Genomic DNA, 23,139 nt, shown 5'->3' with positions numbered 1-23,139 from the left:
TTTAACAGGTTTGGTGTATTCGTGTGATAACACGTTGGAGCCGGTGGATTATGATACCGGAATTTATTCTGTTTACAGTGCTTTGGATCTGAATAAAGCTACGAATTATGTCAGAGTTCGTGATCTCAATGTTCCCTTTACATCAGAGGCCACTCAGCAAATAGATGCCCGGGTATTGTTTGAGAATGTCGATTCAGGCATGCAGCGGCTATTGGATTTTCAATTACTGACGGAGTCTGGTGTTACACACCATAATTATATAGTACCTGATTCAATTGAACCTAATACAAATTACAGGGTTACAGTTACCCGGTCTGATGGTGAAAATATTTCTGTAAAAACCTTAACACCAACCAAACCTGATCCCATTGCCGAACCTTTGAATGAGAAATGTTATACCCCCGTTACCATAACCTTTGATCCGGTTTATGAAAGCACTATTGAGTTTTATATTGAATTCCAGGCAGGTGGTTTCAAAACTAGATTAGGTCCCTATGTCATCAGGAAAAATTCAGAATCGGATTCGAGAGCACAGTTCACCTTTATGCCTGTGGATCTCACTAAGATGGCCTTTGGATCTTCAGGTCAGAGCAGATGTTCGGATTTGATTCGGCCCTATTTTGAATTTTACTTTACCCACTATGCAGAGGGGTTTTACGAGGAATTAAATGCATCCTCTTTTGATGCATTTGAAAGTACACAGCGATTCGGATCGTTTTACCGTGATACGCTCATAGTTCCTGTAGATACCTCCAGAGTGTGTCCTCCGGATTGCATAAGGGCGAAACCATGATAACCACATTAATCAAATATCATAGTTTGGGTCACCTGAGAAAATTCAGAGGAGTGTTTTTATTGACACTAATAATTTTATTCAATGGTCTGCCAATCAAATCCTTTGCTCAGGACGCTCTGATCCGAACCGTGGTGATCTCTTCAGAAGACGGCAGCCCCATGGTTGGAGCCAATGTTCTGATATACTCCGTAGATGATGAAAGTGAACTGCTCTACAACTGTGTGACCAATCCAACGGGCTTTTGTGAGATCCGAGGTATTACCCCCGAGACAGAATTTGAACTTCGAATTTCATATGTGGGTTTTGCGGCTCATGCTGAACGATTTGTTTTGGAACCGGAAGAAAGAAGGACCATTCGCGTGGAACTGGACACGGAAGTTGGTGCACTGCAGGATGAAGCGGTGGTGATAGGTGATCGTGTGGTAACAACCGGACGGGCCGGCGTCCAGCGGGTCAGTTCAGATGATATCGCACGAATTCCAACGCCCGGGGTGGATGGGGACCTGGTTTCATTCCTGCAAACCGAACCCGGGATCGTGACCACAGGAGATCGTGGCGGGGATCTATACATCAGGGGAGGTACACCGGATCAAAACCTAGTTCTGGTGGATAATCTGCCGGTTGTAAAACCCTTCCACGTTTCAAATCTGTTCTCTGCCTTTTCAGAGGAAGTCATACAGAACGCGGATGTTTATGCCGGAGGTTACGGGGCTGAGTATTCCAATGCCATGTCTGCCGTCATCGATATAAGTCTGAGGCCCGGAAACCTGAGGCAGTACGCCGGAAGTGGAGCTATTAGTCCTTATATGGTGAGTTTTCATGCTGAAGGCCCGATCGTGAGGGACCGGCAATCATTTTTAGTGATGGGTAGGAAGTCAACCATTGAGGGAATAGCACCAACACTGATAGATGAAGAAATACCGCTTAATTTCGGCGACTTTATTGCCCGATATACATTACAATTTGATAACATGAGCTGTAATGTGACGGGTTTATATACAAAAGACAGTGGGGAGATCATCCCAACACGACAGATCCGCAGTGAGTGGAGCAATACTGTTTTTGGGACAAAATGTCTGGCTTACGATACAGGTCTAAAATATCCTATTGAATTATCGGCCGGGTATTCAGGCTACAAAAATTCTGAGCGGTCAGACTTTGAACAGGAACGCTATTCAAGTTTGAATCAGATCTATTTGAATGCAGGATTAAGAGAGCAGATCGGAGATGTATCGATCAATTATGGGTTCGGAGTGAATTTCAGGTTTTATGATGTATTGCTGAGTGAAAAATTTGCCGATATCCGATCAGTCAACAGGATCATCCCGATCATGAATTTATACGTATCCGGAAATTGGGAAGTCAGCGAAAAGTTTGAAGTCCAACCGGGATTGGCTACACAGGTTTCAGTGGATCATGCCGGAGGATTGGAGCCCCGCCTTAGAATGGCCTGGAAGCCAGATGGGACCGACCGGCAAGAGCTGAGTATTGCAGCCGGAAAGTATGTGCAAATGTTTGCCGGTATCAGTGATCAAAGGGATATAGGGGCAGTATTTACCGTTCTGCAACCTATTAAACTGGCAGATAAGATCCCTTACTCCTATCATGGGATCATGAGTTATGAACAGCGGTTGGGTAACTCAGTGAAATTAAGTGTTGAAGGGTATGCCAGATCCTATGAAAATATTCCAGTTTCAAAATGGACCCCGGAAGCAAGAATCCGTATCGAAACGGCTAATGCAAAAGGCTTGGCATATGGATTCGATGGGCGTTTTCAGGTGCAAAGAGGAAAATTCTTCAGTTCAGTAGGATATGGCTGGTCTAAAATTAACTATGAAGCTACTTCAGGGGACCTCGGGGCATGGATCGCAGAACCGGTTTTCGAGTTTTCGCCGGCCCATGATCAGCGCCATAAATTGAATGCGGTGCTGGGGTATGAGTTCTTTGGATTCGAGGCGAATGTGCGATGGGAACTTGGCAGCGGGAAGCCATATACACAGATCTTTGGTTATGATTTTGCAGTCAGAGTTCCTATTCAGGATCCTGAAGAAGACCCGGGAACTGCACGGACCCTATTCAGTCGGCCATTCGGGGAGCGACTCCCATATTATCATCGATTGGATTTTTCAGTTGGAAGAGCATTTAATGTCAGTGAAGTATGGGGGATACAAACTGAAGCAGGTGTTATAAACACATACGATAGGAACAATGTGTATAATTTTGATATCAATACGCTTCAGCGTGTAGATCAGACGCCTCTCTTTCCATACCTTTCAGTGAAACTTAGTCGTTTGTAAGTATTGTATAAATATAAAGATAGAGAGTAGTAAGAAAGGCGAATCAAAGAATAGGGTTTTAGTGTAAATAATAGTTCTGTTTTTTCTGAGATTCTGTTTATATTTATAGCCTTTTTCGGATAAGAAATTGAACGCATAAAATATCCTGATTCATGAAACGCACGTATCAACCAAGTAATAAGAAGCGCAAGAACAAGCATGGTTTCCGCGAACGTATGTCCAGTAAGAATGGGCGTAAAACCATTGCGAGCAGACGCAAGAAAGGACGTCACAAGCTGACAGTAAGTGATGAGAGAAAAGGAGCCAAGTAAGGCCACATATTCTCCTGATCACAGATTTACTCTGCCTAAATCTCAAATTCTAAGTGGCAGGCGAAATTTTGAGGAACTTTTTAACAGTTCCTCATTCATCTCCAACCCGGCGGTGAGTATTCGTTATTCTGTCACACGTGGCACCGACAACCATTACTATGTCGGATTTATAGCCCCAAAAAAGATCGGTAATGCAGTAAAACGAAACAGAGCAAAACGTTTTATGAGAGAAGCATACCGACTCAATCAACATATCATAACAGAATTGCCTCAGTTAGCTGACATAAAACTTAAGTTCGCTTTTCTGGCACGTCGCGCTGACCTTACCTTTGAGACTGTTCAAAGAGATGTAGTTTCCGGAATGGAAAAACTACGTGAACAGATCTTATCAACTCATTCAACTTTTTAAACCCTATACCTTTGGATAAGAATACAGCAACCGGATTTGTTTTAATATTTTTGCTCATGTTGGGATGGTTCTATTTTACCATGCCATCGGAAGAAGAATTAGCTCAGCAAAGAAGAGAACAAGCCACTCAGGATAGCCTTGCACAGGTAGAGCAAACCATGCAGGATAGCCTCAGTGGAACCGATGTTGCCCGGGATCAGGACGCTCAGACAAAAGCAGAGCCTGCAATAAGTGAGGATGTTGATGAACCTGCGCAGGTTCAGGGATTATTTTCTACCAGTCCTGTTACCGAAGAAACTGAGATCAAAGTAAACACTCCGCTATATTCAACCACTTTCACAAACAGAGGGGCCGGGCCTAATTCGTTTATCCTTAAAGAATATGACACCTGGGATGGAAGGCCGGTGCAATTGATTGCCGATACTACACAATCGGCATATAACATTGGATTCCTGTCTACTGAGAATTATAACGTTGAGACCCAGAACCTACTTTTTGAGCAGGTTACACCCGGTAGCTCTATTGAAATTAGACAAGGCGAACAAAGGGAGATCCGCTATGAAATGGATCTTGGCGAGGGGCGCAAACTGGTGCTTACCTATCTATTGAATGGTAATAACTATGAAGTGGATGTTGATGTTCAATTCATAGGGCTCTCAGATTATGTTATTGGTCAAACTATTGACTTCGGCTGGACATCACCCCTGAAATTTACTGAAAAGGATCATACACAGGACGCTTTAGCAACTTCAGCTTATACCTACGCCGGAGGAGAACTTGAACAATTCAAGCTCGACGAGCCTGGAAGAGAAGAGTCGACCATTAACGGTAATATTGACTGGGTAGCTACTAAAACGAAATTCTTTACACAGCTCATCAAGCCACTTACGCCAACTGATGCGGCTGTGATGACGGCTGAGGTCACCGGTGAGGCTGATAACCAAAACACTGAACATCGATATACGTCATCTATTCGTTCTGACCTTGATGAACAGGGTGCTGCATCCTACCGTTTGTATGTAGGCCCAATGAAGTACCGTGAGATCGTAAAAGTTGATGAGCATGCCTACGACATGGTTGATGTGGGATGGAGCTGGCTGAGATGGTTTTCTGATCCATTTGTGCGCTGGTTGGTAATTCCATTTTTTGAATTTCTAAATGGCTTTATTTCTAATTTTGGGGTGATCATCATTGTCTTTGCCTCGCTAGTTAAATTGGTATTATCTCCGCTGACCTACAAGAGTTATAAGAGTATGGCAGCCATGAGTGAGCTTCAGCCTCAGATGAAAGAAATACAGGAGAAATACAAAGATAATCCACAGAAGCAGCAGAAGGCTACGATGGATCTGTATCGCAAGAATAAAGTGAATCCGCTTGGTGGTTGCTTGCCTAACCTCCTTCAATTCCCGATCCTGATCACGCTTTGGAGGTATTTCCAGAATTCCATTCTAATCCGTCAGGAGGAGTTCCTTTGGGCGGCTGACCTTTCGGCACCGGATTATATCTTGAGCCTTCCGTTCAGCATTCCATTTCTGGGTGAGCAGATCGCCGGTTTTGTATTGCTAATGACAGCTGCCATGATGGTGCAAAGTAAACTTACCGGTGGTATGAGTGGCGGTGGTGGCGGAACCAGCCCCATGGCCGGTCAGATGAAGATGCTTCAATATGTATTCCCGGTCATGCTCTTGTTTATCTTTAATAATTTTGCAGCCGGATTGAGTTTGTATTATCTGATCTTCAATGTGTTGTCTATTATTCAGCAGGTTCTGATCAAAAGAAAACTGCACGGTGATAAGGAAAACGAAGAGGCTGCTGCCTGATAGTAGTAGGGAATAAATAGATAAGTAAATGGGTTCAATTAAAACCTTAATTCCTTATCTACTTATTCCACATTCACCATAAAATACCAATAGCCATTGCTCAGTAAAGCTCTAGGAAAATATCCTGAATATCGATTTAAAAATGGCCATAAGCGCCTTTGGAATCCCATTCAGAAAAAAAGCTTTGCCGACCTTCCCGAAGAAAGGGTTCGTCTAGCTTTAGTAGAGTACCTGATCGGCGACCTGAGTTTTTCGCCTACTCGCATTTCGTTTGAAAGCCCCGTAAAACTACAGGCAGATAAAACCCAATCCAGAACAGACCTTATATACTACAACAAGGATTTTAAACCTGAACTACTGATCGAATGCAAAGCACCGAGTGTAAAACTCACAGAGAATGCTTCTATTCAGATCGCTCGGTATAATGAGAAAGTTAACGCCCGTTATTTGTTGATAAGTAATGGATTGGTGGATCATTGGTTCAAAAATGGTTCACAGGGTATAAAATCATTGGCATGGTTACCGGATAAGTATGAACAAAAAGAACTTAGATCCAGGGATGCTGAATACTGGGAGTTGAGAGGGTTCATTGGTAAGAGAACAGACCAGGACACAAAAGAAGTACTGAAGAATTTCAATGAACATTTATTCGGGGATCCTGTTCAGCCCATTAAATATCTGGACTTTGACGGCTTTCCTGACACATATTCGCTGAATCATTTCTATAGGATCTTCGGGATCGACCAACAAACAAAGCTAGGCATCAGTATTGCTGCAAATTTTGAAGGAAGCACCAGGTTCAATGTGATTCTGAATGTAAAGGGATTGAATGTTGCTTTTGCCACAGCGGAAGTTGGAATGATGAAATTTACTGAAGGCGTGGTTCATTCAGGAAAAGGTGAGAAAAGGATCGACCTGAACGAGGTCATTGATCTGAAAAAGGAAATCCTTTTAAAAGATCGGGTCGTCGATCTTGGTAAATTACTGAACAGCTATTCTTAAGCCTGCAGTCGATATTAGTCGGCTATTTCATTATTCTTATAAGGCAAAATTAACCACCGAATTTAATCAGAAAACAATCCCATGATGCATCAAAAACACCGCGAGAAATTATTTTCATTATTCGATGACGGACAGAATGGAGCCGTATTCATTCAAGGTGCAGAGGTCTTATACAGAAATGAGACCGATTATGAGTATCCGTTTCGTCAGGAATCAAATTTTTGGTACCTGACAGGGGTTAATGAACCGGATTGCGCACTGATCCTGGATCTCAAAACAGAGGAATACCATCTTTTCGTGCCTAAAAGAGATGCTCAGTATGCGGTGTGGCATGGGTATGTTAAATCTCAAGAAGCATGGCAAGAACAGTATAACCCGGATCATCTTCATTATACCAATGAGATCCTTACAGTGATGAATAAGATCAGGCCGGAGAAGGTCTATTGCCTGAATGATCTGGATGCTGAGTTGATAGAAGACCTGGATCGTGGGTTTGAGGCAGATATAGAAACACTGCAGGATGCATTAACATATTGCCGGGTTATCAAAACGGACGAGGAGATCGAGTACATGCGTAAATCGGCTGCTGTGAATAATCTGGCTCATACCCAGGTTATGAAAGCCATCAAGCCGGGAATGTATGAGTATGAGCTCAAGGCTTTATTTACTAAGATCCAGTATGATAATGGCTTACAACAAGATGCCTATAACGGTATCTTTGCAGGTGGAAAGAATAGTGCTATACTGCATTATGTTGAAAACAATAGCCAGGTTAAAGATGGGGATCTGTTTTTACTGGATGCCGGGCATGAGTATCAGGGATATGCTTCTGATATAACACGTACTTATCCGGCTAACGGAAAGTTTACAAGTTTACAGGCCGGAGTCTATGATGCTGTGTTGAACGCCCTCAACACTTCTATTGAGCAGATCAAAATGGGCGTGAAAATGGAAGACCTGCATTTGCATGCGGCACGTACCATCATGGAAGGATTGAAAGATGCCGGTATCGTGAAGGGATCGGTTGATGATATGATGGAAAATGATCTATTTGCCTTGTTCTTCCCTCATGGACTCGGGCACTTCCTTGGTTTAGACACGCATGATGTAGGTGGATATCCAAAAGGTGTTGAACGTATTGACCGACCCGGTATCAAATTCTTACGAGCCAGACGTGATCTGCAGCCCGGTATGGTCGTAACCATTGAACCGGGAGCATATTTTATTCCGGCACTTTTGATCCCTGCTTTGAAGGATGATACTCAATCACAATTTCTGAATGCTGACAAAGTAACTCAAATGTATGAGTTTGGTGGTATCAGAATTGAGGATAATATCGTGGTTACCGAAGATGGTTATGAAAACCTGACGGATGTACCGAAAGAAAGAAACGAGATCGAGAAGTTGATCAGTGGGTAGTTTGTTATTCGTTGATTCGTAAAAGGAGGATCAATTGAAAAATTCAAATTCGGAAATTACAAGGATTGGCACGAAAGAAGTTTGACATACCGGAGATGTATCAGTCGCCTATCATCCGCAAGGTAAAGGAGGCGACCAAGATCATCGATCCCATGAAAAAAGATCTGGAACCAACTCTTCTGGATTTTGGTCCTGTACAGTTTTTTATTCCGCGCTTTTTTGGGTTTTGTTATGGAGTTGAGAACGCCATCGATATCGCATATCGTACCGTGGCAGAGCATCCGGATAAGAATATCTATCTGTTGAGTGAGATGATCCATAACCCAACTGTGAATGAGGATCTGCAAAAGAAAGGAGTTAAATTTCTTTTTGATACCAATGGTACAGAACGTATTCCGTTCTCTGCTCTGAGTTCAGAGGATATTGTGATCGTACCGGCTTTTGGAACCACCCTCGAGATACAAGATCAGCTTAAAGAAGTCGGGATCGATCCGTATCAGTACAATACCACCTGTCCTTTTGTTGAAAAGGTATGGAAGAGGGGAAAGCAATTGGGTAAAAAGGATTACAGTTTGGTGGTTCATGGAAAGCACCGGCACGAAGAAACACGGGCTACCTTCTCACATAGTGCTGATCATTCTGCAGTAGTAGTTGTTCTGGATCCTGACGAAGCACAAATACTGGCCGACATCATGACGGAAGACAGGCCGGTTTCAGACTTTGAAAAATATTTCGGTCATAAGGCAACGGAAGGTTTCGATCCAATGGTAGACATGGAGCGGTTTGGAGTGATCAATCAGACCACGATGCTGTCCACTGAGACCCAGGAAGTAATGGAGATCTTACGGGAAGCGGCCATCAAGCGATTTGGTGAAGCCAATATACTCGATCACTTTGCAGACACCTCAGATACCCTGTGCTATGCCACCAACGAGAATCAATCGGCCACACTGGCTTTGGCTGAAATCGATGCAGATCTGTCTATTGTGGTAGGCGGGTATAATTCATCCAATACCATGCATCTGGTTGAGATCCTGGAGCATCATTTTCCAACCTATCATGTAAGGGATAAGGGAGAATTGAGTCCGGATGCTATTAATCATTTCGATCAGTGGGATAAAGAGATGAAGCAAACCAGGGACTGGCTTGCTATGAAAGAAACCCCCATTAAAATTGCTTTGACTTCAGGTGCCTCCTGTCCGGATATTCTGGTAGATGAAGTGTTGCTTCAGATCCTGGAATATTTTGAGGGTACAAATAAAGTGGGTGACGTTATCTCACCCTTTGAGGAAAAGTTGGAACCTGAATAAAGCCTAATGGTTTGATACTGTTAGTTGTGTAACCAATAACAAACCAACGAATAACGAAGAAAATGTGGATCCAAAAAGAAATTCAGCTTGAACCGAAATCAAGAGGTTATCATATAATTACTGAAGAGGTCCTAAGGGAAATTCCGGAGATCAAGAAGATCGATACCGGCTTGGCTCACATATTCATCAAGCATACCAGTGCCGGACTCACCATCAATGAAAATGCCGATCCCTCAGTGCGTCGCGACTTTGAATCTCATTTCAACAGAGTAGTACCTGAAGACACGTCTCTATACGAGCATACTCTGGAGGGAACCGATGATATGACCTCTCACATAAAAAGCTCATTGATGGGTTCATCTCTCACTGTACCGATAACTGATGGTCGCTTTAATATGGGTACCTGGCAAGGAATATACTTGTGTGAACATCGCAATAGAGGAGGCTCACGCAAACTGGTGATCACCTTACAGGGTGAGTGAAATTCAGACTCCTTTTCGAATTCGCAGCAGTCGGTCTAACGGACTCAGGTTATCTGCAAGTGGTAAGTGGTCGTGATGCTTATTGGAGTACTTCACCTCTTCAGTAGAGAAAAATGCTTCCGGATCAATATCCTTCACAATATCGAAAACTTTATTTAGTTTTTTCCTTTTCAGCACCGTGAAGATAATTTTGACATCATTAAACCCACACTTGGCATCCACACTGGTTACTGCAACCCCTGCCTCTTTGAGAGCTTCAATGATATCATGGGATTTTTGCAGGGTGATGATTCGAACCAGTACGGTTCCGATCTTCATCTTGTCTTCAATAAAAAGCCCCATAAAGGTTCCGGCCGAAAAACCGGCGGCATAAGCTATGTAATTCACCCAGTGATCCAGGTTAGTCAGCAACTGAGCCACCACGATCACCCAGATCAAAACCTCGAAAAAGCCCAATACAGCTGATTCCCACTTATAACCGCGTGAAACCATGGTTATTCTGAGCGTACCAAGAGAAACGTCGGCTATCCGTGAAAAAAATATGATGACAGGCAGTACAAATACAGAAAATTCGGGCATGATAAATGGCTTTGATTCGGGCTGCAATGATAAGAATAATTTAAACCACAGCGAACAGGATTCGAAATATTTGTTATTGTATATATGACAGGTTGATCATGATCCGAAAAGCTAAACAAAGGGTAAATAATTCTTGATAGTGGAGGGGAATAACCCTTATCTTTAAAGCCTTGGGCAAGTCCTATACAGCCAGCTCCCTTTGAACTCCGTCAGGGCAGGAATGCAGCAGCGGTAATTAGGTCGTAGCGGCGTGATATAGGTCGCTTGCCCATTTTTATTTTTGGAAGTGTTATCCAATAAAAAATCCCGCATATACTCAATATGCGGGGTTTTTTGTTTTGAAAAAGTTTGTATTGATCTACTCAGTTGTAATTGGGATCGCGACTCTTACGGTTCCCCAGTGCAAATTTAAATGTGCCTTGGTGTCAGACAATTCATTAAAGTAGATCTCAAACCACTCAAGATCTGAACCTTCAGCTACATCAGCGGTCACACGTACCACATCTTCTGACTCATCATACTGTGTTCCCCACGAGAGTTTCTTGTTCAGAATGACAGCCCACTCGTCCATGCCGGGAATCGTATACAGAGAATAGGTACCGGCTTCTACTTCTTCGCCGCCAAACATCACGTCATCAGAAAATGTGATGGCTGTAGATTCATTGGCACCGGTTCTCCAAACACTGCCAATTGGAGCCAAAGGTGTATTGTCACCAAAATAGCCACGGTCTTTTAAAGCCGGACGGCCATATGTTACAGATACTTCTGTTGTACCTATGGTTTGGCTAACGGCAGCATTTGGGCTGGCTCTGTTGCTGTCATTTCCACGTTCCTGAGCAAAAGCGGTTCCTGTCATCAGCATAGCAGCTAAAACAGGAATTATCGATAATTTTAGTAGTTTTTTCATTGTACCTAGATTTAATGGATTATTAGTTGGTTGTGTTGAATAGTGAATCATCAATGCCCGGTATTATTTTCAGGGCATTTTTGTAATACAGTTTCTTTAACACTTCATCGGGCAGATCCAATCCATACATTTGCCAGAAAGCGTGTCGTCGGCGAAAATAATCGAAATATTCATCGTCACTTTCAAGGACCCTGAAATAGGTGTGATATTCATGGGGGCGATAGGTGTCTTTTCCGAACAGCAGGCGATCCTGATATTTGATAAAGAATTCTTTGGCAAAACGGGGCTGGCGACCAAGCTCAGCAATAATGGCAGCCGTTTCGGTGTATACATTCGGAAATTCATCCAGGTGTTTACCGAGTCGAGCCAGGTCATTGGCCATCCATCCAAAATGTGCGTTGATGAAGGTGGTTTCAGGATGTTTGCGGAATACGTTCCACTGCTCCTGCATCACCACTTCCCAACTGGGATATCGGGAAGAATCTCCGCGATGCCGATCTGGGAAGTTCTTCATTTCCAGCCAGCGTTCATTCTTGTGATCGATGGGAGCCCAGAAAACGGCCGGCTCACCGGTGTGAATGAGAACCGGAATGCCCAGTTCTCCGGCTTTGGCCCACACCGGATCGATGCGGGGATCGTCGGTATGTACACGGTTACCCTCTGAGTCTAAAACGGTCAATCCAAGATTCTTGAAGATCTTAACGCCCCGGGCCCCGTTGTCATAATCTTCCTGAAGTTGTGCCACGGCTCGCTCGCTCCAGCCGGGTTCATCTATCCCGTCGAAATCAATATTGGCAAAGACCACAAAACGACCGGGAGCCTGCTCTCTGGCTGCATCCACCATCTCTTTGAGTGTGTCTCCGGACCGGCCACTCAGGTTTACCAGCACTTTCATGTTCAGACTGTCCATTTCTCGTGCGGTCTGTTTAAGATCCATGGACCCCATTCTCCAAAGGTGACTGTGAACATCGATGAACGGATACTTGGCGGAAGTGACTTCTTCACCGGGAACAACCAATGTGGATTCAGGCTGATAATCCTCGAAGGTCATGGTGGTGTCGGCTTCCTGAGCACAAGCCACAGAACCCGTTAGTAGGAGTACAAATACAAGATTAGTAAATAGTTTCTTCATAGAGTGTTATGTACAGTGAAATAATAAAATAGAATGTACAAATGTACACAGGACTGCTGAAATTAAAAAAAGCTCTGTGATTTCTAATCACAGAGCTTTGCATTAGGTATTATTCAAACTTAAAACTTCGGATTCTCCTTCAACAGGTAATCAAACTCCTTCTTGAATTTTGCTACTTTAGGAGCGATCACAATAGAGCAGTAACCGGCATTGGGGTTATTCTCAAAATAATTCTGGTGATAGTTTTCGGCTACAAAGTAATTTTCAAGTGGCTGGATCTCTGTGACGATGGGGTCTTCCCAAAGGTCTGACTCATCGGTTTTTTTGAGTGATTTCTCGGCGATCTCTTTTTGCTCTTCGTTGTGATAAAAGATCACGGAGCGATACTGAGGTCCCACATCGTTACCCTGACGGTTCAGAGTGGTAGGGTTGTGGGTATGCCAGAGCACTTCAAGCAATTCTTCATATGAAATGACCTCCGGATCGAAGTGAATACGGGCGACTTCCGCATGACCCGTTCGTCCTGTGGTTACTTCCCGGTAACTTGGATTTTCTACATGTCCGCCCGAGTAACCGGCTTCCACGTGTTCAACGCCTTCAACAATTTCATAAATAGCTTCAACGCACCAGAAACATCCGGCGCCAAAGGTGGCTTTCTCTAAATCTTTATCCATGGTTTGGGCAAATAAAAGGTTTGTGCCAAGACCTATAATAAGTCCTGTAATTAATAATATTCGATTCATAATCTATAAGCTGTGTTTTGCAAGTGGTTGATGTAACGGTGTAATCTTGCATGTATTTCAACAAAAAATCCCTTTACTTTCGTTTCTGGTAAACTGATAAGAGTCTTTTGTATTTCACGCTAAAAAGTTCAGGTTATTATTATGAAATTTAATTCAATTATCTTGGTGATTTTATCACTACTTCTCATTTCTTGTACTACAAATAACCGGTTGGGCACAGCCGATTTTGAGAGATCTTTTGCTTCACCAAATGGATCACTTGAACTAAATTTTAAACTAGACTCAGGATCACTGAATTACTCATTGACTTATAATGGCGAAGAGGTAATTCTGCCTTCTAAGTTAGGGGTTATATTTAAAGAAATTGATATGACGAATGGGTTGATAATTGATGCATCTGGTTCATCACTCACTGACCAAACATGGACCCAACCCTGGGGCGAGCAAAAGGAGATCCGGGATCATCATCGGGAGGTAAACCTGTTTTTCACTAAAAAAGGAAGCGGTGAAAAGATGAACCTCACGTTTCGTTTGTTTGATGACGGTTTGGGTTTCCGCTACGAGTGGCCGGAGCAGGATGGACTGCAGGATTTTGTGATCACAGATGAAGTGACTGAATTCAACCTGGCCGCCGATCACACAAGTTGGTGGATCGGCGCCTATCAGCTGAACCGCTATGAGCATTTATTTAACGAAACCCGGGTGTCTGAGATCGATACGGTTCATACCCCATTTACCATGAAAACAGATGATGGCTTGCATCTCTCCATACATGAAGCCGCTCTGACAGATTTTGCAAGTATAACCCTAGCCAATAATGGAAACAATTCGTTAGAAGCTGATTTGGTGCCCTGGAAAAATGGAGACAAGGTGCGCGGCTCGGCTCCTTACAGATCACCCTGGAGAACCATTGCCTTTGGTGAGTCCGCCGGTGACCTAATGACCAACTACATGGTGCTGAACCTGAATGAACCAAGTAAAATCAAGGATACCTCGTGGATCAAAACCGGCAAATACACCGGGATCTGGTGGGATATGCACTTGAATACCAAAACCTGGGGATCCGGGCCGGATCACGGTGCAACGACCGAATACACGAAAGAACTCATGGATTTTACGGCTAAACACGGTTTCTACGGTGTATTGGTGGAGGGATGGAATACCGGCTGGGATGGTGACTGGGCAGCCAATTCAGACATCTTCAGTTTCACTGAAACCTACCCGGATATTGATATTCAAAAGGTGACAAGACACGCCGATTCGTTAGGTGTAAAACTCATTGGTCACCATGAAACCTCGACGGGGATCTCCAATTACGAAGCGCAGGTTGAGGATGCCTTTGACCTATACAATGAAGTGGGAGTGGAGGCCGTAAAAACCGGTTATGTAGGTGATTTTGTGGAAGACGGAGAATGGCACCACGGACAATTCATGGTGCGTCATTACCGGGATATTTTGAAGCTTGCGGCCGAGCATAAGATCATGCTGAATGTGCATGAGCCGATCAAGGATACCGGCATCCGGAGAACCTGGCCGAATATGATGACCCGGGAAGGCGCCCGCGGACAAGAATACAATGCCTGGTCTGTAGACGGCGGAAACCCGGTTGATTACACAACCATTGTACCGTTCACACGCGGTCTGGTAAGTCCATTTGATTACACTCCGGGAGTATTTGACCTGCTTCTGACTGACAAACCGGAAAACCCGGATAACAATCGGGTGAGTCACACCCTGGCGCATGAGTTGGCTCTGTATGTGGTGATCTACAGTCCGTTACAGATGGTGTCAGATCTCCCAAATAATCTTGAAGCCAATCCAACAGCACTTGAGTGGGTTAAGGCTGTTCCTACTGATTGGGAAACCACAATTGTACCTGAAGCTGAGATCGGTGATCATGCCATTGTGGTTCGTAAAGACCGAAATTCCAGCGATTGGTTTCTGGGTGGAATCACCGATGAGGAAGCCCGTCAGGTTGAGCTGAGTCTCGAATTTCTGGATCCCGGCATTACCTACGAAGCTCACATCTGGGCTGATGGGGAAGAGGCAGATTGGGAGACGAATCCATATCCACTGGAAAGAACCACCCGGGAGGTTACCTCAGAATCCATTCTTGAATTAGACCTTGCCAAAGGTGGCGGGGTGGCGGTATGGTTTGCAGTCAGGGATTGAGAGCCTGACGGAATAATTTAAATTTTACCCACACCCTGCCCGTAGAGGCGCGATGCACCGCGCCTCTACGGGCAGGGAAATAATTATGATTTGAAATATTGGTAGGGGGAGATTATAATCTTGAGATAAAAGCAAGAGAATCGGGTTATAAATGGCAAAATTTCGGGATAAATACAGGATAGAATCCAATCGATGGGAATATTGGGATTATAAAAATCCCGGAGCCTATTTCATTACCATTTGTACAAAACACAGACAACATTTTTTCGGTAAGATTGAAGGTGGAGTAATGATCTTGACCAAGATAGGATCAATTGCCAAAACCGAATGGATGAGAACACCTGAGGTGCGCAAAGACATGAATATCACCTTAGGTGAATTTGTGATCATGCCAGATCATTTACATGGGATCATTGTTATTGGTAATAACGAATATAATTCCAAAGAAATACAATTCAACCCCGGTAGAGACACGATGCATCGCGTCTCTACCGGGGTTGATCTTGAAACCGATTCACAGAAACGATTTGGCCCTCAAAGAAAAAATTTGGCTTCTATTATAAGGGATTACAAATCTTCAGTAACAATTCAGGCAAGAAAAATAAACCCAGATTTTTGCTGGCAAGCGAATTATCATGACAGGGTGATCAGAAATTATAGGGAATACGAATCTATTGCCGAGTATATCTTAGATAATATTCGGCGATGGGAATTGGATATGTAATAGTCGCTTAAATTTCCGTATCTATATAAATTCAAACCCCATTATAAAAAACAATGTATATCATGAAAAAAGCCATATTGTTGTTAATGATCATTCCGATCTTTTCCGGGAATAATCAGGCACAGGATTCACCAACGACCCGTGAAATGAATCTTATAAACTGGCTGGAGTTTGAAGAGTTCGTTCCTGAAAAGATAGAAACCGTGTTACTGCCTACAGGAACCCTGGAGCCACATGGGGTGATCCCAAACGGATCCGACAACCTGGCCCCGGAAGCTATGGCAAGGGAATTGGCAGATGAGTTAAATGCGATGGTCGCACCGACCCTGAATTATGGGATGACGGGGACACTGGCCGCTTATCCCGGTGCTTTTGCGATGAGTGAAAACGTGTATCGTGCTTTTGTGGGAGAGATCCTGGAAGGATTACACAAAAATGAATTCAAGAATATTATCATTCTGAATGGACATGGGGGAGGCCAAACTGCCGTGCTTCAGGGTCTGGCCGCTGAATTGTCCAATAAACTGCAGGTTCGGATCATGGTCATCAATTGGTGGAGCCTGGCTTCTGAAGATACATTTGCTGTATTTGGTGAAAATGGAGGTCATGCAGGTAATAACGAATCAGCCTATATGCAAGCCATAACTCCCGAACACATTCATCCTGAGTGGTACTCCGGAGAAGAAATGACAACCCCGTATCCGAGCGGTACTTCCTGGTCGGCTTACCCGTTTCCTTCATCCATAGGATTATATGAGCCGGGGCAAGGGCATCCGACTTTCGATCAGGCTCAGGCTGAGGAATATTTTGATAGAGTTAATACCCGTGTGGGCAACCTGATCAAGGATGTTATCGAAAAGTGGGATATGGCAGGGTTATTTCGGGAATGAAAAGCAGTTACTGAGTTTTATGACTTTTATAGCGATATAGGGCATTTATATACCATTCCATCCTCGGATGAAGCAAAATAAACTGTGTTGCTTTCGTTATCTACATCAAATGCTGCAAGGTAACCAACATGAGCAGGAAGTGTATAAATGTCTGTTATTTCAGCTGCACTGTTTACTTTGATTAGTTGCTGAGGGACTTCTGAGTTTTTTCTGTTTGAAAGAATGACGATCTCTTTATCAATGACCTCAAGATCATTTATATAAGTGTAAGCGGGAAGCCCACCCGGTGAGTTTTTAGCTTTTTCTACCGTTGATCTGAAAATGTCTTCGTTATATGGCAGTTCAATTTTTTGCTCCCAAACCAGTTTGCCATTCTGATCATATTTTTGAAGGATACTGTAAGCATTCAGGAAAGCGTAAATATGATCATTATCTGTCCTTAAGGTGACCATGTTCTTGTAAAGGCCTGGGATCTCACCATTCTTGAGTTGGTTGAGACTTTCCTGAAAATCCACAACTTCTATGCTTTCACCTTTTGGAGTTCCAAAGTAAAAGGTAGAATCAGTGTTGAAATCAGTAACAGAAAGAAGAGTACTGTCAACACCCCCGGTAGCGATAATATACTTGGTTCTGTCAATAGCGGAGACTTCTTTAAGTATTGCAGCTGACTTATATGCATGACCGTTAATAAAATTACCTTCGGTATCAAATTTAGAGATCATATTTTGATTGGTATCGATCACATGTATCACATCTTCTGTGACAAATAGGTTATCAATACGAATAAACTCACCCGGACCTCTACCTTCACGCCCAAATGTTGTGATCAGATCCCCTGATTTACTAACCAAACTGATCTGCTTTTGGTCAAAATCAACAATAGCCAAAGAACCGTTTTTAAGAACTGTTATCCCTGTAGGTCGAGCAATATTATGGGTTTCAAAATCAGTAAAGGCATATAGGGTATCAATGGTGACTGCATTGATTTTGGATGTTTGCTCGGTAGTACCTCCGTTATTATGTGAGCATCCAATTATGGCGGCAATAACAAGAGAAAAAAGGAGGTATTTAGTTCTCATACGAATTTAGTTAATTACTAATTAGTTGGTAATTACTCTATACAAATTGAGAATTTCAAGAAGGGGAATAAATAGGAAACAAAAAAGCCCGCCTCTTACATAAGAAACGGGCTTAAAACTTGATGTGGTTTTTATGATCTAAATTATAAGGGCAATTGCGTTCGTTTAACATTCCCAGAAAGACAGCTTGTTAAATACATGGTGTTAGTTTGGGGATGAATATCAAAATCAAAACACATTTCGTGTGTTTCCGGAAAATGATAAATAGTTTGAATATTACCGGTTTCATTCACCTTCACTAAAAGTTGTTTTACATTCTCAGGTTTTGCCCTTATAGTTAAAATAAAAATTCCATTCTCATAACTCTGAAATTTCGCGGCATAATCTAATACCGGTACATAACTTGAAGAACCATATTGTTTTGCGTTTTTTACAGTTCCTTGAAAAATCTTTTCTATATGAGGAAGATCAATTGTATGATGCCAAATCAGATTTCCTTCCAGATCATACTTCTGTACTTCGCTTAACGCTTCAAAGAATACGTAAAGGTGTGTTCCATCAGAGATCAGTTTTGCTCTGTTCTTTTGCATGTTGGGGACTTTACCGGATATCAGTTGATTATAACTATCGGAAAGATCTCCTCTTTCCTCCCAAGTTACATTGGGTTTCCCAAACCCGGAAGCTTTGTTACTGTTTATATTCCGAAGTTGGAATAAGTATCCGTTAAGGCCTTCGAAGTTCACAACATAAAGAGAGTCATTTATGAGCGAAAAGTCTTTATTTAAAGCTTGTGAAGGAAGATCGTGGGTGGATAAAAGCTCTCCTTCATAATCAAAATAAGTAAGTCTGTTTTGATGGCTGTCAAATACAGCTAGTCCATAGTTCAGATCATAAAGGTGACGAATATTCAAAAACTCTCCGGGCCCGCGGCCTTCTCGGCCAAAGGCAGTAATTAAATCACCTTTGCTATTTAGTAAGCTAATCGTTTGCTGTCCGTAGTCAGCCACGGCTAACATTCCATTGCGTAATATTTTGACAGAAGTGGGCTGTGCAATATTATGGGTATCAAAATCAGTGAAGGTATACAGCGTATCAATTTTAACAAGTTCCGGTTCTGTTTGTTCAGTCGTTTCTTTTTCAGTACACCCGATGGAAATAATCATTAAAACCAAAAGAGGAGAGATAAATTTGGGAAGCATAATCAATAAGTTAAGCAGATTACTAATTAAATAGTATTTACCTGTTTTGATTGATAATGTCAAGAAAGAGAGATGATGTATTCCCCAGCCCCGTAGAGACACGTTACATCGTATCTCTACGGGGCTGGGTCATTAATAAATGAAAAGGATCAGAAGATTAATCAAACAAAAAAAGCCCGTTTCTTACAAAAGAAACGGGCTTAATTATTTGGTGCTCACGAGAGGAATCGAACCTCCACGGCCGTTAGGCCATACGCCCCTCAAGCGCACGCGTCTACCAGTTCCGCCACGTGAGCATTGGTAATCCTTGAAGGGCGACAAAGATAGCACTTTTACCCTTCAAATTTCAATGGTTTCCCTAAAAAACATGAAGCTCTTCAGAGTTCTGTCCGCTCCGACGCAGAGCGTCAGGAGCGAGAGAAAACTTGAATGGGTTTTGCTTTTGATACAAATAAGTATTCTTAAAAGGTTAAGTGGTGTATTTCTTGTATCGTATTATTGGAAGTGGAGATAGACAGGTAGTCATGGTCTCCATGGTCTAAGGTTATAGCGGTACCCCCGGTTAGCGTAAAATTAGAATAAGAAAGGGGAAAAGCTTGGAGAGTATTTTTATGATTCCCAACTTTTAATACGTTAGAATCAATACGAATAAGATAATTTGAAGATGTAAGCTTAAACCTATCAACCTTACCATCAACAAAAGCTATCCTTATCCCATCATTATATTGATAATATGTAGCAGTAACATCACTCATCTCCCAATAAACTGTTGAGATGTCATCAGGATTACCGAACTCTACAATTACCTGGTTGGTTGTAAATCCATATTTGATCTGGCCTGAGCCATTTGTTTGTTCAATGGTTATCACGTCTCGGTCGGGTATGTTGTCGTAAACAGGCCCGGTCTGTCCAAAGACTATTGTGCTAAAGCAGAATAAAAAGGATAGTATTAACAAGTGTCTCATGTTATATTATTTAGTTGCAATTACTTTCTGAAGTATTAACTGTTCCATTTGAATTAAATTTTGTTGCCATATATTGATTTGGGTTCGCACTAGCAAGTGTACCATCAGATAACTCAACCTGAGTCTTTATATGAACATGGGGTAATACAATAATGTTGTTCTTGGATTGTGCATTACCCGTATTACCATTTTTCCCAATTTTCTCACCTGCATAGATTGGGTCGCCAATTTCTACTGAGACAGAATTTAAATGGTTATATCTGATGAAAACAGCTGTACCGTCAATAATTGATTTTACTTCAATGTAGTTTCCATAAGATTCTTCAACAAATTCTCCAGGATCGAAGTCATCTCTTATGTCAGTTACAACTCCACAATTCATTGAAAAAAGGTCACTATTAATTGGTGCATTAATATCTATTCCATCATGAAAAGTATTTCCTGAATTTCTTGTATGTCCGTGAAGTCCCCCTTTTTTATTCCATCCATTAGATTTAGTTACAGTAGGGCTTTTAATTACGTCACCAAGACAGGGTTGATTTTGATATAAATCTTGACATTCTCCTAGTTGATCTCTGTACTGATATGGTTTGCAAATTTCACCAGATACGGATCCTCCTCCATCATGACACGGCATTGTTGGATCTAAGCAGGGTGGTGATGGATCATCTCCACCACCAGTGCCCCCTCCTCCAGTGTCATCAGCTGTTTCAACATATTTCCAGTGTCCATCAACACAACCATACGTGGTTGCATAAATCCATTCCCCATGTTCATCTTTAATAAGAATCACGTAAGATCCATATTCGGTACATTCCCATTCCCAATCACCAGAAGCTTTTTTCTTATTGTTTGTCACCCAGTCGGCTAACCAACTATTTGCTCCATACTTGGAAAGCCATTCTTGAACATATTCAAAAACATGTTTGTTATCAGGTATTTTACATTGAGCAACTCTAATAACATTATCTCTTCCTCTATATTCACTTGTTCTATCAAGCTCTGAAACTTTTTGGGAGGTGATAATTCTTTCAAAAATTTTAACATCGGAATTCTCTATCAATTCTTTTGGAATATTGATAACGAAAGAATCATAAACATAGTCGTGTTCAAAATCTTTTTTTTGCTAAGGTACTGATTGAACAAAAATAACTGTTATTGATAGCTTTCTCTTTGAAACTTTTAACTGAAGCTCTAACAAATTCTATATCATCGACATCGCTTGTTATTTGAACATATTCATTATTTGTATCTACTGAGTTACAACCGAAATAAATAATAAATGTCGCAATAATAAATAAACTTAAATATGATTTCCTCATTCTATAGATATTTGTTAATAAACTTATTTATAGAGAGGGTTAAATACAAAATGTTACAAAAAAACCCATCCAAAACTTGAATGGGTTTTGCTGAGTGTACATTCGTTCAGAGTTACACATCAGGCTTAGGCGAATTACTATTATGCAATCATAAGACGATTCACCTTGGCCGTTAGTTCTACATCAAATTTCGTTCTCTTCGAGTTGCCGTTTTGCATATTCGTTGTCAGGATCGATCTTGAGGGCTTGCTCGTAATAGGTACGGGCTTTGTCAGGTTGGCCGCCTTTGTTGATCATGTCGCCCATAAGGATCCAGTTTTCGGCATCCTGAGGGTCTTTTTTGATGCGCTCGATCAGGTAGGGAATAGCTTCCTGACCGCGATCGGTCATCAACATCAGCATTACCTTGTTTCGGTGGGCAGCTGACGTATCTGACATTTCTATGGCTTTGTCGAAGTCTTCTTCAGCTCCCTCCAGTTTTTCCAGCTGCATTCTGACATTTCCGCGGAGGTTGTAGTAGGGAGCATTATCATCATCGATCTCGATCGCTTTTTCGATCGCTTCAATGCTTTTATCAAATTGATTCAGCTGTTGCATCACCAGGGCCTCAAGATAGAAAGCCTCATGCGAATCCGGATGTTCTTTTTGTAGCTCTCTTGCAACATCCAGAGCGTAATCGATGTCTTTTTCTCTTAGTAATTCAAAACCTTTATTCAGTTTCTCTTCGAAATTCATGGAGTGTGTTTAATTTTCTTTATTAGAAAGATCTTCGTATTCAGCTTCTTCTATCTCATCGAAGCTTTGTTTTCTTCTGTTTGAACGTCCGCTAAACGGATCAAAAGTCTTGTTTCTCTTATTGGAAGGTAAGAACAATCTGTTGATATATCTTATCAGGAAGAAGAATATTATGACAAAAAATAAAAACTTTAGCATATCACTTAGGGTGAAATGTGGATATGGGTATTAGTGGTAATGGGTTTATCGAATATCTGTTGTTCAATATAGTCCAGATGCTCACTGTTATTTACAAAATCGATCTCCGAAGCATTCAATACGATCAGCGGGGCCCGGTTATAATGGTGAAAGAAATGATTATAGGCATCATTTAGCTCTTTTAGGTATTCGGGTGTAATGTGCCGTTCGTAATCTCTGCCTCGACTCTCTATGTTTTCCATCAGTCGTTCCACTGAAGATTGGATGTAAATGATAAGGTCCGGCTGAGCCGCGATACCAGTCATGATACTGAATATGTTATCATACAAAGCCATTTCATCCTGATCCAGGTTAAGACGGGCAAAAATGCGGTCTTTATCAAAAATATAGTCAGAGATCGTGAACTGATGGAACAGATCCTGACTCATCATATTTTGTTGCTGCTTGAACCGGCTCGCTAAAAAAGCCAGCTGGGTCTGAAAGGCATATCGTTCACGGTCTTCATAGAACTTTGGCAGAAACGGATTGTCTTCGAACTCCTCCAGTACCAATCGGGCATTTCTGCGCTCTGCCAGCAGAGAGGCAAGGGAAGTCTTTCCGGCTCCAATTACACCTTCGATCGCAATAAAATCATATGAGTTGGGCATC

The 23,139-nt window shown here is 42.2% G+C and carries 22 protein-coding genes, 1 tRNA gene and 1 other RNA gene; 13 read left to right on the top strand and 11 right to left on the bottom strand.

Annotated features, from left to right (window positions below):
- Nucleotides 1-13: 13 nt before the first annotated feature.
- The 9 genes from AC13FX_RS01985 (at nt 14) to AC13FX_RS01945 (ending at nt 9,846) form a co-directional block, all read left to right on the top strand.
- On the top strand, nt 14-793 hold the full coding sequence (locus AC13FX_RS01985) for a hypothetical protein (RefSeq protein WP_482878742.1): 780 nt from the start codon (nt 14-16) through the stop codon (nt 791-793).
- The gene (locus AC13FX_RS01980) at nt 790-3,093 is read left to right on the top strand and encodes a TonB-dependent receptor (protein WP_482878741.1); all 2,304 of its coding nucleotides are present in this window, start codon (nt 790-792) and stop codon (nt 3,091-3,093) included. The genes AC13FX_RS01985 and AC13FX_RS01980 overlap by 4 nt, the downstream gene beginning before the upstream one ends.
- Before the next feature lie 152 nt (nt 3,094-3,245).
- On the top strand, nt 3,246-3,404 hold the full coding sequence (rpmH, locus tag AC13FX_RS01975; protein WP_103664365.1) for a 50S ribosomal protein L34: 159 nt from the start codon (nt 3,246-3,248) through the stop codon (nt 3,402-3,404).
- A complete protein-coding gene (locus AC13FX_RS01970; RefSeq protein ID WP_482878740.1) occupies nt 3,382-3,813 on the top strand; it encodes a ribonuclease P protein component in 432 nt (143 codons plus the stop codon). The genes rpmH and AC13FX_RS01970 overlap by 23 nt, the downstream gene beginning before the upstream one ends.
- Before the next feature lie 11 nt (nt 3,814-3,824).
- On the top strand, nt 3,825-5,633 hold the full coding sequence (gene yidC, locus AC13FX_RS01965) for a membrane protein insertase YidC (RefSeq protein ID WP_482878739.1): 1,809 nt from the start codon (nt 3,825-3,827) through the stop codon (nt 5,631-5,633).
- Between the two features lie 96 nt (nt 5,634-5,729).
- Nucleotides 5,730-6,635, top strand: a complete 906-nt coding sequence (locus tag AC13FX_RS01960) for a type I restriction enzyme HsdR N-terminal domain-containing protein (protein ID WP_482878738.1) — start codon at nt 5,730-5,732, stop codon at nt 6,633-6,635.
- An 81-nt stretch (nt 6,636-6,716) separates the two neighbouring features.
- Complete coding sequence (locus AC13FX_RS01955) at nt 6,717-8,054, top strand: aminopeptidase P family protein (RefSeq protein WP_482878737.1); 1,338 nt, start codon at nt 6,717-6,719, stop codon at nt 8,052-8,054.
- A 65-nt stretch (nt 8,055-8,119) separates the two neighbouring features.
- Nucleotides 8,120-9,364 (top strand): 4-hydroxy-3-methylbut-2-enyl diphosphate reductase, encoded by a 1,245-nt coding sequence (locus tag AC13FX_RS01950; protein ID WP_482878736.1) that lies wholly within the window; start codon nt 8,120-8,122, stop codon nt 9,362-9,364.
- A gap of 62 nt (nt 9,365-9,426) precedes the next feature.
- The gene (locus tag AC13FX_RS01945) at nt 9,427-9,846 is read left to right on the top strand and encodes a secondary thiamine-phosphate synthase enzyme YjbQ (RefSeq protein WP_482878735.1); all 420 of its coding nucleotides are present in this window, start codon (nt 9,427-9,429) and stop codon (nt 9,844-9,846) included.
- A gap of 3 nt (nt 9,847-9,849) precedes the next feature.
- On the opposite strand, the gene AC13FX_RS01940 is transcribed toward AC13FX_RS01945, so the two are convergent.
- Nucleotides 9,850-10,425 carry a DUF2179 domain-containing protein gene (locus AC13FX_RS01940; protein WP_482878734.1) on the bottom strand — a complete coding sequence of 192 codons (576 nt, stop codon included), beginning with the start codon at nt 10,423-10,425 and terminating at the stop codon, nt 9,850-9,852.
- A 172-nt stretch (nt 10,426-10,597) separates the two neighbouring features.
- Between AC13FX_RS01940 and ffs the strand changes: the two genes are divergently transcribed.
- Nucleotides 10,598-10,698: signal recognition particle sRNA small type (ffs, locus tag AC13FX_RS01935), an RNA gene on the top strand.
- 85 nt (nt 10,699-10,783) lie between these two features.
- Here the strand turns inward: ffs and AC13FX_RS01930 are convergent.
- From AC13FX_RS01930 to msrA, 3 genes are all read right to left on the bottom strand, one after another.
- The gene (locus AC13FX_RS01930; protein ID WP_482878733.1) at nt 10,784-11,332 is read right to left on the bottom strand and encodes a DUF2911 domain-containing protein; all 549 of its coding nucleotides are present in this window, start codon (nt 11,330-11,332) and stop codon (nt 10,784-10,786) included.
- Nucleotides 11,333-11,354: 22 nt separating this feature from the next.
- Nucleotides 11,355-12,464: an amidohydrolase family protein gene (locus tag AC13FX_RS01925; protein WP_482878731.1), complete on the bottom strand. Its 1,110-nt coding sequence runs from the start codon at nt 12,462-12,464 to the stop codon at nt 11,355-11,357.
- A 119-nt stretch (nt 12,465-12,583) separates the two neighbouring features.
- A complete protein-coding gene (gene msrA, locus AC13FX_RS01920; RefSeq protein ID WP_482878730.1) occupies nt 12,584-13,138 on the bottom strand; it encodes a peptide-methionine (S)-S-oxide reductase MsrA in 555 nt (184 codons plus the stop codon).
- Between the two features lie 210 nt (nt 13,139-13,348).
- On the opposite strand from msrA, the gene AC13FX_RS01915 reads away from it, so the two are divergent.
- The 3 genes from AC13FX_RS01915 (at nt 13,349) to AC13FX_RS01905 (ending at nt 16,993) form a co-directional block, all read left to right on the top strand.
- The gene (locus tag AC13FX_RS01915; protein WP_482878729.1) at nt 13,349-15,379 is read left to right on the top strand and encodes a glycoside hydrolase family 97 protein; all 2,031 of its coding nucleotides are present in this window, start codon (nt 13,349-13,351) and stop codon (nt 15,377-15,379) included.
- Between the two features lie 151 nt (nt 15,380-15,530).
- Nucleotides 15,531-16,103 (top strand): transposase, encoded by a 573-nt coding sequence (locus AC13FX_RS01910; protein ID WP_482878728.1) that lies wholly within the window; start codon nt 15,531-15,533, stop codon nt 16,101-16,103.
- Nucleotides 16,104-16,165: 62 nt separating this feature from the next.
- Nucleotides 16,166-16,993, top strand: a complete 828-nt coding sequence (locus AC13FX_RS01905) for a creatininase family protein (protein WP_482878726.1) — start codon at nt 16,166-16,168, stop codon at nt 16,991-16,993.
- A 26-nt stretch (nt 16,994-17,019) separates the two neighbouring features.
- Here AC13FX_RS01905 and AC13FX_RS01900 read toward each other — a convergent pair whose 3' ends face one another.
- The 7 genes from AC13FX_RS01900 to AC13FX_RS01870 form a co-directional block, all read right to left on the bottom strand.
- The gene (locus AC13FX_RS01900) at nt 17,020-18,072 is read right to left on the bottom strand and encodes a 6-bladed beta-propeller (RefSeq protein ID WP_482878724.1); all 1,053 of its coding nucleotides are present in this window, start codon (nt 18,070-18,072) and stop codon (nt 17,020-17,022) included.
- Nucleotides 18,073-18,215: 143 nt separating this feature from the next.
- Nucleotides 18,216-19,334 (bottom strand): 6-bladed beta-propeller, encoded by a 1,119-nt coding sequence (locus tag AC13FX_RS01895; RefSeq protein WP_482878722.1) that lies wholly within the window; start codon nt 19,332-19,334, stop codon nt 18,216-18,218.
- A gap of 146 nt (nt 19,335-19,480) precedes the next feature.
- Nucleotides 19,481-19,567 (bottom strand) — tRNA-Leu (locus AC13FX_RS01890).
- 165 nt (nt 19,568-19,732) lie between these two features.
- Nucleotides 19,733-20,236 (bottom strand): hypothetical protein, encoded by a 504-nt coding sequence (locus tag AC13FX_RS01885; RefSeq protein WP_482878720.1) that lies wholly within the window; start codon nt 20,234-20,236, stop codon nt 19,733-19,735.
- A gap of 10 nt (nt 20,237-20,246) precedes the next feature.
- Complete coding sequence (locus AC13FX_RS01880; RefSeq protein ID WP_482878718.1) at nt 20,247-21,299, bottom strand: M23 family metallopeptidase; 1,053 nt, start codon at nt 21,297-21,299, stop codon at nt 20,247-20,249.
- Nucleotides 21,300-21,741: 442 nt separating this feature from the next.
- Nucleotides 21,742-22,293, bottom strand: a complete 552-nt coding sequence (locus tag AC13FX_RS01875; protein WP_482878716.1) for a tetratricopeptide repeat protein — start codon at nt 22,291-22,293, stop codon at nt 21,742-21,744.
- 203 nt (nt 22,294-22,496) lie between these two features.
- Nucleotides 22,497-23,138 carry a deoxynucleoside kinase gene (locus AC13FX_RS01870; protein WP_482878714.1) on the bottom strand — a complete coding sequence of 214 codons (642 nt, stop codon included), beginning with the start codon at nt 23,136-23,138 and terminating at the stop codon, nt 22,497-22,499.
- Between the last annotated feature and the right edge of the window lies 1 nt (nt 23,139).

Source organism: Gracilimonas sp. B-17, assembly GCF_056857935.1.
This window is presented reverse-complemented; position numbering and strand designations above follow the sequence as displayed.